This window comes from Agromyces sp. Leaf222 (assembly GCF_001421565.1).
In the GTDB taxonomy this organism is placed as follows: Bacteria; Actinomycetota; Actinomycetes; order Actinomycetales; family Microbacteriaceae; genus Agromyces.
In genome coordinates, this window is the sequence record NZ_LMKQ01000001.1 from 265,292 (window position 1) to 276,715 (window position 11,424).

At 72.7% G+C, this 11,424-nt stretch carries 8 protein-coding genes; 5 read left to right on the forward strand and 3 right to left on the reverse strand.

All coding sequences use genetic code 11. The annotated features are described in order from the left end of the window. Positions 1 to 59 precede the first annotated feature (59 nt). Both efeO and efeB read left to right on the forward strand, forming a co-directional pair. Entirely contained in the window at positions 60 to 1,265 is a 1,206-nt protein-coding gene (efeO, locus tag ASE68_RS01210; RefSeq protein WP_055854274.1) for an iron uptake system protein EfeO, read from the forward strand. Then, on the forward strand, positions 1,265 to 2,590 hold the full coding sequence (efeB, locus tag ASE68_RS01215) for an iron uptake transporter deferrochelatase/peroxidase subunit (protein ID WP_055854277.1): 1,326 nt from the start codon (positions 1,265 to 1,267) through the stop codon (positions 2,588 to 2,590). The genes efeO and efeB overlap by 1 nt, the downstream gene beginning before the upstream one ends. 18 nt (positions 2,591 to 2,608) lie before the next feature. Here the strand turns inward: efeB and ASE68_RS01220 are convergent, their stop codons facing one another. After that, positions 2,609 to 4,273 (reverse strand): PLP-dependent aminotransferase family protein, encoded by a 1,665-nt coding sequence (locus ASE68_RS01220; protein ID WP_055854280.1) that lies wholly within the window; start codon positions 4,271 to 4,273, stop codon positions 2,609 to 2,611. Positions 4,274 to 4,357: 84 nt separating this feature from the next. On the opposite strand from ASE68_RS01220, the gene ASE68_RS01225 reads away from it, so the two are divergent. After that, on the forward strand, positions 4,358 to 5,101 hold the full coding sequence (locus tag ASE68_RS01225; RefSeq protein ID WP_082461777.1) for a pyridoxamine 5'-phosphate oxidase family protein: 744 nt from the start codon (positions 4,358 to 4,360) through the stop codon (positions 5,099 to 5,101). A 146-nt stretch (positions 5,102 to 5,247) separates the two neighbouring features. On the opposite strand, the gene ASE68_RS01230 is transcribed toward ASE68_RS01225, so the two are convergent. After that, complete coding sequence (locus tag ASE68_RS01230) at positions 5,248 to 5,760, reverse strand: LysM domain-containing protein (RefSeq protein ID WP_055854283.1); 513 nt, start codon at positions 5,758 to 5,760, stop codon at positions 5,248 to 5,250. 246 nt (positions 5,761 to 6,006) lie between these two features. On the opposite strand from ASE68_RS01230, the gene ASE68_RS01235 reads away from it, so the two are divergent. Then, a complete protein-coding gene (locus ASE68_RS01235; protein ID WP_162238232.1) occupies positions 6,007 to 9,183 on the forward strand; it encodes a helix-turn-helix transcriptional regulator in 3,177 nt (1,058 codons plus the stop codon). 150 nt (positions 9,184 to 9,333) lie between these two features. Further along, positions 9,334 to 9,870 carry a glutathione peroxidase gene (locus tag ASE68_RS01240; RefSeq protein WP_055854290.1) on the forward strand — a complete coding sequence of 179 codons (537 nt, stop codon included), beginning with the start codon at positions 9,334 to 9,336 and terminating at the stop codon, positions 9,868 to 9,870. A 152-nt stretch (positions 9,871 to 10,022) separates the two neighbouring features. Here ASE68_RS01240 and pepT read toward each other — a convergent pair whose 3' ends face one another. Continuing rightward, a complete protein-coding gene (gene pepT / locus ASE68_RS01245; RefSeq protein ID WP_055854293.1) occupies positions 10,023 to 11,330 on the reverse strand; it encodes a peptidase T in 1,308 nt (435 codons plus the stop codon). Positions 11,331 to 11,424: the final 94 nt, after the last annotated feature.

The following is an 11,424-nucleotide window of genomic DNA, read 5'->3' on the forward strand; positions in this document are numbered from 1 at the left end:
ACGGCGCTGGCGCGCCTACTCGACCGACGAAACAACCCCACCCCACACCAGGAGCACCCATGAACCGACGTGTCCTCGCGGCATCCGCCACCGCGACCGTCTTCGCGCTCGCCCTCTCGGGCTGCGTCGCGAAGGCCGACCTGGCCGATGCGATCTCGGTCGCCATCACCGATGACGGATGCGCCGTGACGGTCGACACCGCGAACGCGGGCGCCGTGACGTTCAACCTCGAGAACACCGGCACCGACGTCAACGAGTTCGAGATCCTCGCCGACGACCAGCTGCGCATCGTGGGCGAGAAGGAGAACGTCACGCCGGGGCAGAAGGTCGACTTCGTCGCGCAGCTCGAGCCCGGCGACTACTACACGGCATGCAAGTTCCAGCAGGTGGGCGCGCCCGTCGGCCTCGCCGCGTTCACCGTCACCGGCGAGACCTCGGAGGTCTCGGCCGGCGAGCAGGAGCTCAGCGACCAGGCCGTGACCGAGTACCTCGCCTACGTGCGCTCGCAATCGTCCGAACTGCTGCCGCTCGTCGAGCAGCTCGCCAGCGCCTACGCGGCGGGCGACGATGAGGCAGCCCGCGCCCTCTTCGCGCCGGCCCGCGTGCCCTACGAGCGCATCGAGCCCACGGCCGAGGCGTTCGGCGACCTCGACCCGAAGATCGACTTCCGCGAGGTCGACGCCGTCGCCGACGGCATCGACTGGACCGGCTTCCACCGCATCGAGAAGGACCTCTGGCCGCCGGCGGAGGGCGACCTGAACTCCGACGGACAGGACGCGTTCCTCGACTGGGCGCCGTCGACCCCCGAAGAGCGCCAGGCCTACGCCGACGGCCTCGTCGAGAACGTCACCCAGCTGCACGAGCTCGTGACGGCCGACGACTTCACGGTCAGCCTCGCCGACATCTCGAACGGTGCCATCGCCCTGCTCGACGAGGTCGCCGCCGGCAAGATCACCGGTGAAGAGGACTGGTGGTCGGGCACGGACCTCTACGACTTCCAGGCCAACGTGCAGGGCGCCTACGTCGCCTTCGGCGCGGTGCGCGCGCTCGCCGAGTCGAAGGGCGACGACGGCAGCGAGCTCGCGGCCGAGATCGACGCGCAGTTCACGTCGCTGAACGAGGCGCTCGCCGCCTACGGTTCGCTCGACGAGGGCTTCGTCGACTACGCCGAGCTGACCGACGCCGACAAGAAGGCGCTGAGCGACCAGGTCAACGCCCTCGCCGAGCCGCTCTCGCAGTTGACGAGCACTATCCTCGGAGTCTGATGACCCGACCCGCAGCACCCGGACAGCCCGAGCAGCACGCCGCCGAACCCGAATCCGGGGTCAGCCGCCGCCACCTGCTCGGGCTGTTCGGCGCGGGTGCCGCGGGTGCGGCGGTCGGCGTGGCTGCGGGTGCGGCGGGCGTCGGCGTGGCTGTGTCGACCGGCGTGGCGAACGCCGGGGGCGCGGCCGCGGCATCCGCCTACCCCTTCTACGGCGAGCACCAGGCGGGCATCGTGACGCCCGCGCAGGACCGCCTGCACTTCGCCGCGTTCGACGTGTCGACGACGCTCGATCGCGACGGCCTCATCGGCCTGCTGCAGGACTGGACGGATGCCGCGGCGCGCCTCACGCAAGGGCTCGAGGTCGCCGAGGGCGGCGCCGTCGGCGGCTCGGACTACGCCCCGCCGGCTGACACGGGCGAGGCCCTCGGCCTGCCGGCGAGCGGACTCACGATCACGTTCGGCTTCGGTCCGACGCTCTTCACCGATGCCGACGGCGTCGACCGGTTCGGCATCGCCGCCCGACGCCCGGCCGAGCTCGCGGTGCTGCCCCGATTCCAGGGCGACGCGCTGCAGCCCGAGCGCGGCGGCGGCGACCTCTGCATCCAGGCCTGCGCCGACGACCCGCAGGTCGCGGTGCACGCGATCCGCAACCTCAGCCGCATCGCGTTCGGCCGTGCGAGCCTGCGCTGGTCGCAGCTCGGCTTCGGCCGCACCTCGTCGACCTCCACGACCCAGGAGACGCCGCGCAATCTCTTCGGCTTCAAGGACGGCACGGCGAACATCAAGGCCGAGGAGACGGCGGATGTCTCGGAGCAGGTGTGGGTCGCGTCAGCCGACGAACCCGCGTGGCTCGCCGGCGGCTCGTACCTCGTGGCCCGCCGCATCCGCATGATCATCGAGAACTGGGATCGCGTGCAGCTCGGCGAGCAGGAGACGCTCGTCGGCCGTTCGAAGGGGTCCGGCGCTCCGCTGTCGGGCGGCACCGAGTTCACCGAGCCCGACTTCGAGGTCGAGGGGCCGACCGGTGCCCCGCTCATCGCCACCGCCTCGCACGTGCGGCTCGCGCACCCCACGGTCAACGGGGGCGTGCGCATGCTGCGCCGCGGCTACAACTTCGTCGACGGCAACGACGAGCTCGGGCGCCTCGACGCCGGGCTGTTCTTCCTCTCGTTCCAGCGTTCGCCCGAGCAGTTCATCACCGTGCAGCGCAGCCTCGCGGCCGACGGGCTCAACGAGTACCTCAAGCACGTCGGGTCGGCGATCTTCGCGGTCCCGGGCGGCATCCGCTCGGGGGAGTACGTGGGTCGGGCGCTCTTCGCCTGAGCCGCCGGCTCGGAGGCGTCATCGCACGGCGGCGACTGGCGTCGGCGCGCTGAGCACCGCGGACCTGATCCGCTCGAGCGCGTCGGCGAGGTGCCGGTCGCCCACGCCCGCGTAGCCGAGCACGATGCCCGGACTCCCGTCGCCCACGACCGCCGAGTACTCGGCGAGCCGCGCGACCGCGATGCCCTCGGCATCCAGCCGCCCGATCACGGCATCGACCGCCTCATGGCTCGGCAGCCGCAGCACGGCGTGCAGCCCGCCGTCGAGGCCCACGAGGTGCGCGCCCGGCAGGCCGTCGAGTGCCGCGAGCACGAGCAGACGCCGGTGTGCGTAGTCCCGCCTGGTTGCCGCGATGTGCCGGCGCAGCGCGCCCGTGGTGAGCAGGTGCGCGACGGCGAGCTGCACGATGCCCGGCACGGGTGACGGGCTCTCGAGGCGCACGCTCGCGACGGCGGCCCGGAGCGCCTCGTCGCGGGGGAGCACCGCGTAGCCGAGGCGCAGCCACGGCGTGAGGATCTTCGAGAAGCTGCCGACGAGCACGACCCGGCGGTTCTCGCGCCGGCCGTCGGCGTCGCCTTCGGAGCGCCCGCCACCGGCATCCGTCGCCGCCGTCGCAGCCGGGTCGTCCGTCGCCGCCGTGCTGTCGAGCGAGGCGAGCGTGGGCATCGGCGGCCCGACATGGCGGAACTCGCTGTCGTAGTCGTCCTCGATGACGAGCGCGCCCGTTCGCCGCGCGTGCTCGAGCAGCTCGAGCCTGGCCGCGACCGGCAGCCGCCCGCCGAGCGGGTACTGATGGCTCGGCGTCACGAGGATCGCGTCGGCGGGCCGCGGCATGCGTCGCAGCAGGTCGATGCGCAGGCCGTCTTCACCGACCTCGACGGGCACGAGGTCGGCGCCGGCGCGAGCGAGCATGCGGCGGGCGTTGGGGTAGCCCGGATCCTCGACGGCGATGAGCGGCCGGGCGCCGAGGCGGTCGCCGAGCGCGGTGCCGATGAGCGCGGTCGCCTCGCTCGTGCCCGCCGTGACGATGACGTCGTCGGGCTCGCAGGCGAACCCCCGCGCGTGCCGCACGTGGGCGGCGATGGCGGCGCGCAGCACGGGCTCCCCGAAGCGCGGCGGGTCGTCGCTCGGGATCTCGGCCGCCGCCGCATGGCGCCAGGCCGCGCGCCAGGCCCGTTCGTCGATGCGCACGGTCGACGGCCGGCCGGGCAGCAGGTCGATGCGCGGGCTCGAGGGGTTGGCCATCGTGGCAGTGGTGGCCGCGGTGCCCGTGGTGCTCGGCGCGGGTGCGGCCGTGAGGTTCGCGCGCGCGGCACTCGCGTCGGGCGGCGCGACGCGCAGAGCGGATGCCGCGGTCGGGCGCCCGCCGCCGGCATCCGATTCGCCGCGGTTGCCGTCGTACTCGCCGTCACCGCCGCTCGCCGTGGCGCTGCCGCCGAGTTGCGCGACGAGCGTCGGAGCGCCCTGGCGCAGCTCGACGTAGCCCTCGCCGGCGAGCTGCTCGTAAGCGCTCACGACCGAGCTGCGTGCCGTGCCGAGTTCGGCGGCGAGCACCCGCGTCGACGCCACCCGGTCGCCGGGCTGCAGCGTGCCGGTGAGGATCGCGTCGCGCATGGCGTCGACGATCTGCTCGACGACGGGTCGCTCGTCGAGGCGGTCGATGACGAGCAGCGGGCCGTCCATGGGTGCTCCGTTCGACAACTGGTCTGCCAAGTGTTGCACGAACTGGACTGCACGCAAGTCCAGTTTTCGTCGAGACTCGACGCCATGACGATCTCCGAGGCATCCGCCGTTCCGACCCCAGCCGCTCCGGCATCAGCCGCTCCGACCCGGGCATCGGCCGACCCGGCACCCGCGCGCCGCATCCGCCGGCTCTCGGAACGACAGGTCGTCGACCGGGACGCCGTGCACGCGCTGCTCGACGAGGAGCTCGTCGGGCACCTCGCCGCGGTCGTCGACGGCATGCCGATCGTCGTGCCGATGGGGTACGCGCGCGTCGGCGACGACGTGCTCGTGCACGGCTCGACCGGAGGAGGCTTCGCGCTTCGCGCCGCGGCCGAGAAGTCGACGGTCGCGTTCGCCGTCACCTCGCTCGACGGGCTGGTCTACGCCCGGTCGCTCTTCGACAGCTCGATGAACTACCGGAGCGCGGTCGTCTACGGCGTGCTCGAGCCCGTCGCCGACGACGAGACGGATGCCGCGCTCCTCGCGCTCTCCGAACGGCTCATGCCGGGGCGGCCCGCCGAGGTGCGCCCGACGATCCGCAAGGAGGTCGCGGCCACGCGCGTGCTGCGCCTGCGGCTCGACGATGTGGTCATGAAGGCCCGCGCTGCGGGCGTCTCCGAATCGGTCGACGACGGCGAGGACCACTCGGTCTGGGCCGGCGTCGTGCCGATCACCCGCACGTGGGGAACGCCGGAGCGATCGGCGCTGACCCCGGTGCAGGCCCCGACCCCGGAGTCGGTGGTCGCTCTGACGACGCGATCCGCCCCGGACCGCAGACTGCCATGAGGCTCGGCGAGATCTTCGCGGGCCGAGATTCGGAAGGAGGTGCGCCATGTTCATGTTCATGATCACGCTCGCGGTTCTCGCGCTCGCAGCGATCGCGTCGAGCATCGTCGATGTCGCCCGTGACGGCTACCGCCGTGTCCCGACCCTCAGCCGGTGATCGTCCAGTCCAGGTTGATCACGTCGCCGATGTAGACGGACTCGCCGAAGTCGTGGATCTGCGGGTTCATGCGCAGCAGTTGCTGCTGCGGCAGGTCGAATCGCTGGGCGATGTCGAAGAAGCTGTCGCCGGCGACGACCACGTAGCTGATGGGCATGCCGTTCGCGTCGACCGCCGGGGTGCCCGTGGCTCCGTCGCGCGACCCGAGGTCGCTGGCCGGCCCGGGCTCGACGACCGGTGCCGGTGCGTTCGGCACCGGCTCGGGGGCCTCGGGCTCCGGCGCCTCGGCAACCGGAGGCGGGGTCGGCGTCGGGGTCGGGGTGGGGGTCGGGGTGACGGTCTCGGTGACCGCCACGGTCACCGTCGCCGGGGCGGGCGCGGGCTGCGGCACGCAGCCGCTCAGCGCGAGTCCGGTGCCGACGACGAGGATGCCGCCTGCGACGACGGCGGTTGCCGCCGTGATCGCCGGATGCCGTCGCCTGCTCGTCGTGCCTGAACCCACCCGTGCCTCCTCGTCGACGTGCCGAACGGCGCCCCGTCGTCGGGCGCGCCGTCGCACTCAGCCTCACGGAAACCCCTCTCCTACGCAAGGCCTTCAGGCGTCGCCCGTGATGAATAGGGCGATCGTCCGATGGGGCGCACCCACCTCAGGGCGGAGGCTCGAGGCATCCGCTCGACGCGACCGTCGAACCGGCGATCAGCTCCACCTCGATCTCGGAGGCATCATGCAGCACATCACGGTCTCCCGGTGACGGCGGCAGGCGGCGTCGAGCCCGCGCTCATCCCCAGACCGGGGCCGGTGGAGGCGGATGTCGCGCCCGAGGCGGATGTCGCCGGGTCGTGGCAGCATGAACTGGTGACCACGTCTGCGCCGGCCATGATCGGCCGGGACGCCGATCTCTCGAGGCTCCTCACCGCCCTCGACGAGGTGCGCACCGGTGCGCCGTTCACCGTCATCATCGGCGGCGAGGCGGGCATCGGCAAGACCAGGCTCGTACGCGAATTCGCGCAGCGGGTCGACGGCGGCGCCCGATTCGTGCTCGGCCAGTGCGTCGACCTCGGCACCGTCGCCTCGCCGTACGCGCCCGTCAAGTCCGCGCTCCGATCGCTCGTCGCCGATGAGGGCGTCGAACGCGTGCTCGAGGCCGTCGGCCCCGGTCGGGCGGCCCTCATCGCGCTGCTGCCCGAGCTCGCGGCATCCGCCGGTCTCGAGGGCGCCGACCTCGACGCGGCCCGTGCCGGTTCAGCCGGCGTCATCCGCGGCGACACCGCGACCAGTCAGCTGCACGAGGCGATCGCCGTGCTGCTCGAGACCCTCTCGCGCGACCAGCCCATCGTGTTCGTGCTCGAAGACCTCCACTGGATCGACGCGGCGAGCCTCGCGCTGCTGCGCTTCCTCATGCGCGCCCTCGGGTCGAGCCGCGTGCTCACGGTGCTCACGTACCGCAGCGAAGACGTGACCAGGGGTCATCCGGTTCGCGCGTTCCTCGCCGAGGCCGACCGAGACCGCTGGGTCGACCGCCGGGAGCTCGCCAGGCTCGGCCCCGACGACGCCGAGGCGCTCGTCGCCTCGCTCGTGCCGGCCGACTCCGCCCCGAACGCGAAGTCGGTCCAGACCATCGTGCGACGCAGCGACGGCGTGCCCTTCCTCATCGAGGAGCTCATCGGACTCGACGGCTGCCGCGACGACAGCGAGGTGCCCGAGACCCTCCGCGACCTGCTCCTCGCCCGCTACGAGGCGTTGTCCGAGCCGGCCCAGCAGCTGCTCCGGCTCATCTCCATCGGCGGCGTGCGGGTTCCGCACGCGTTGCTCGAGGCCGTGCATGACGGCGACGACGAGGGCATCGACGTCGCCGCGCGCGAGGCAGTGCTCGGCGGAGTGCTCACCATCGAGGGCGACGAGTACGCGTTCCGGCACGCCCTCGTGCGCGAGGCGATCCTCGCCGACCTGCTGCCGGGCGAGCGGGCGCGCTTCCACGGTCGCTACGCGCTCGCCTACGAGAACGCGGCGCAGGGCACGCGGCGCGTGGCCGCCGAGATCTCGTTCCACTGGCTCGGCGCGAACGACGCCGCGCGCGCGTTCCCCGCGACGCTCAGGGCGATGGCCGAGGCCAGGGCCGCGGCGGCCTACGGCTCCGCCGCCCAACTCGGCGAGCGGGCCATCGGCCTCTGGGATGTGGTGCCCGATCCCGCGACCACGGCGAAGATGAGCAAGCTCGAGCTCATGGGCCGCACCGCGTCGCACCTGCGCAATGCGGGCGAGGGCGAGCGGGGCCTGGCCCTCGTGAGGGCGGCGCTCGAAGAGTGCCCGCACGACGACCCCCAGTACCCGCGACTGCTGCGCGACGTCGGGCTCTACCTGGCCAACGTCGGCCGGCTGGGTTCGATCCCGATGCTCGAGCAGGCGCTCGAGGCGCTCGGCGACGACGGCCCGGACGAGCTCCGAACGACGGTGCTCATCGCGCTCTCCGGCCGCTTCATGATCGAATCCCGCCTCGACGAGGCGATCGAGATGTCCGAACGCGCCCTCACCGCGGCCATGCGGCTCGGCAACCCCCGGTTCGCCTCCACCGCCACGAACATCGCGGGCATCAGCCGCGCGGCCGCCGGCGACGTGCAGGCCGGGCTCGACCTGCTCGAGCGCGCCCGCGAACTCGCCGGAGACGACGGCCCCGCGCTGCTGCGCTACTGGGTGAACGCCTCCGACCTCTTCTACCTCATCGGCGACTTCGACGCGGCGATCCGCCTCGCCGAAGAGGGCCTCGAACGGGCGCGCGAGCAGGGCGTCGAACGCAGCTCCGGTGTGATCCTCGCGTCGAACGCCGTCGACCCGCTGCTGGCCATCGGCGAGTGGGAGCGCGCCGAGCTGCTCACCGAACGGGCCCTCGCGCTCGATCCTCCGCTGCCGTTCACCGTCTACCTGAACCGTGCCCGCATGTGGACCGCCCTCTGGCGCGGCGAGGTCGATCGCGCCGCCGAGATGCACCGGGCCCTGCGCCCATCGATGTCGAGGGTCATGGCCTCCGAGATGCAGACCCGCCTCGGCGTCGGGCGGGTCGCCGCCGAGATCGCCCTCGCACAGGGCGACCCGGCTCGTGCCTGGCGCGAGGTGCGAGTGCTCCTCGACGAGGAGTACTCCCTCCCGCCCGGGTACGTGCTGCCCTTCCTCTGGGTGGCTGCGCGCACGGTCGCGGCCCTGCGTAGCCGGCATGCAGAGGCCGACGACCTGGCCCGCGAGGTCGAGGCGGGCCTGCCGGCGCTCACCGGGCTGCTCGAACGCATGTCGTTCTGGCCGACCGCACCGATCTGGCGGGCGTTCTTCGACGCCGAGCTGGCGGTCGCGACCGACGCGCCACCCGCCGCGGCGGGTGTTCCGGGCACCGACACCACGGCGTGGCGGGCCGCGGTCGAGCGTGCCGCCGACCCCGAGGCCCAGCATTTCCTCTCCCCGTACGCGGGGCTGCGCCTCGGCGAGGCCGAGCTCGCGACCGGCGACCGCGTCGCCGCGCGTGCAGCGCTGCAGGCCGCGCACGCGCAGGCGCTCGCGGGCGGAGTGACCGCGGTGACGCTGCAGGTCGTGCGCGTCGCCTCCGCAGCGGGCCTCGCGCTCGACGGGGTCGGCGGGGGAGCTGCCGTCAAGGCCGTTGTGTCTGGCCGTGCCGCGACCGCGTCGGGCGACTCCGCATCGAGCATCGCCGAGTCGCCCACCGCCGGCGCCGCCGAGGCGGCCGCCGGGGTCGAAGAGCTGACGGCTCGCGAACGCCAGGTGCTCGAGCTCATCGCCGAGGGCCTCAGCAACCGCCAGATCGGCGAGCGGCTCTACATCAGCGGCAAGACCGCGAGCGTGCACGTCTCCGCGATCCTCCGCAAGCTCGGCGCCGCCACGCGCACCGAGGCGGCATACCGCGCGGGCGCGCTGCGCTGAGGCGTCGGGTCGCTCGCGGTGCGCGCGCGCCGCCGCCGCGCGACATCCGCAGAGCCTTGACGCGCTGTGAACTCGCTGCACATGGGTCGTTGACCTGAGTCAACAGGCGTAGCGTGAGATCTACCCCAGTCCCTATGCATCGGAGGCACGATGAGCCGGCTCGACGAGATCCCCTTCACCACGATGGACGGCGGCACCGCATCGCTCGCCGACTACGAGGGCAAGGCCGTCATGATCGTGAACGTCGCCTCGCGATGCGGCCTCGCGCCCCAGTACGAGAAGCTCGAGGCCCTGCAGAAGCAGTACGGCGACCGTGGGTTCACGGTCATCGGGTTCCCGAGCAACCAGTTCCTCCAGGAGCTCTCGACCAATGAGGCCATCTCGGAGTACTGCTCCACCACATGGGGCGTCACGTTCCCGATCGTCGACCGGGTGCGCGTCAACGGCAAGAAGGAGCACCCGCTCTACACCGAGCTGAAGCAGACCCCGGATGCCGACGGCAAGGCCGGCAAGGTCAGTTGGAACTTCGAGAAGTTCCTCGTGGGCGCCGACCGCAGTGTGCAGCGGTTCCGCCCACGCACCGAGCCCGACGCGCCCGAGGTCATCGAGGCCATCGAGGCCTCGCTGCCGGCCGCGGAGTCGGCGAGCGAGTCCGCCGTCGTATCCGAGCACGAGCCCGCCGAGTAGCAGGCACTCGGCACCGGTCGCGGAGACCGGCTCGAGCTGCAGGAGATCAGGCGCCATGCCCTCTCACCGGAGGGGATGGCGCCTGATCTCCTGCAATTCAGCGAACGCGCGTACTCGCCGCACTCGCCGCACTCTGCATCAGTGAGCGAACGTCAGGCGCGCGTCGCGCCGCGGAACTCCGGCGTGGTCCAGACCTCGGCGAGCCGCACGACGGTCGCGGCGGCCGCGGCCATCTCCTGCACCGACGCCCACTCGCGCACCGAGTGGAACTCGTGTCCGCCCGTGAAGAGGTTCGGCGTCGGAAGCCCCATGGCGCTCAGCTGCGAGCCGTCGGTGCCGCCGCGGATCGACGTGCGGAGGGGAGAGAGCCCCTCGGCGCGGATCGCCTGCTCAGCGGCATCCGTCACCTGCGGGAACAGGTCGACGTACCGGCGCATGTTCGGGTACTGCGGGGTGATCTCGACGGTGGCGCGGGCGCGGGGTTCGCGGGCGACGACCTCGTCGACGGTGCGCCGCAGCACCTCGCCGTGCGCGGCGAGCAGCTCGTCGTCGAAGTCGCGCAGAATCGTGCGGATCACCGCATGCGATGCGGACCCCTGCACCTCGTAGACGTGGATGAACCCGTCGCGGCCAGACGTGCGCTCGGGCGTGAGCTCGGCGGGCAGTGCGGCGACGATCTCGGCGGCGAGCCTGGCGGCGTTCACGAGCTTGCCGGTCGCGAAGCCGGGGTGCACCTCGTGGCCCTCGATCGTGACGATGCCCTCGGTGGCCGAGAAGGTCTCATCCTGCAGCTCGCCGATCTCCGACCCGTCGACCGTGTAGGCGCAGAGCGCGCCGAAGCCCTCGACGTCGAAGCGGTGCGCGCCGCGTCCGATCTCCTCGTCGGGCGTGAACGCGAGGCGCAGGGTCGGGCGGGGCAGCTCGGGGTGGGCGAGCAGGTGCGCGACCGCCGTCAGGATCGCGGCGACGCCCGCCTTGTCGTCGGCGCCCAGCAGCGTGTCGCCCGAGCTCGTGACGAGGTCGTGGCCGAGGTGGTCGAGCAGGTCGGGCATGTGCTCGGGGTCGAGGGTCGTGCCGCCGCGGGGCAGCGCGATGACGCCGCCGTCGTATTCGCGGTGCACGATCGGCTCGACGCCGTCGCCGGGTGCGTCGGGGCTCGTGTCCATGTGCGCGATGAGGCCGATGACGGGCACGGGGCCGGATGCCTCGTCGATCGTCGCGGGCAGCGTGGCGTAGACGTACCCGTCGCCGTCGAGCACTGCGTCGTCGAGTCCGAGCGCGAGCAGGTCGTCGACGAGCACGCGACCGAGGTCGAGCTGGCGGGCGGAGCTCGGGCTGCCCTCGCCGTCGCGATCGGACTGCGTGCCGACGCGCACGTAGCGGCCGAAGCGTTCGAGCAGCGCGGGTGCGAGCGACTCGGCGAGGGGAGAGGTGAACGGGGCGGGGGATGCAGCGGCCATCAGTCCAGCGTGCCACAGCGCACGGTGAGCACGAACGGCGGATGCCTCGGGGGCATGAGCACCCCGAGGCATCCGGTTCCCCGTGGTCGCGGCG

Bases quoted from the DNA above. Each gene is read 5' to 3' on its own strand.
- efeB (WP_055854277.1), top strand. From the start codon at position 1,265: ATGACCCGACCCGCAGCACCCGGACAGCCCGAGCAGCACGCCGCCGAA.
- ASE68_RS01240 (WP_055854290.1), top strand. From the start codon at position 9,334: ATGAGCCGGCTCGACGAGATCCCCTTCACCACGATGGACGGCGGCACC.
- ASE68_RS01220 (WP_055854280.1), bottom strand. From the start codon at position 4,273: ATGGACGGCCCGCTGCTCGTCATCGACCGCCTCGACGAGCGACCCGTC.
- efeO (WP_055854274.1), top strand. From the start codon at position 60: ATGAACCGACGTGTCCTCGCGGCATCCGCCACCGCGACCGTCTTCGCG.
- pepT (WP_055854293.1), bottom strand. From the start codon at position 11,330: ATGGCCGCTGCATCCCCCGCCCCGTTCACCTCTCCCCTCGCCGAGTCG.
- ASE68_RS01225 (WP_082461777.1), top strand. From the start codon at position 4,358: ATGACGATCTCCGAGGCATCCGCCGTTCCGACCCCAGCCGCTCCGGCA.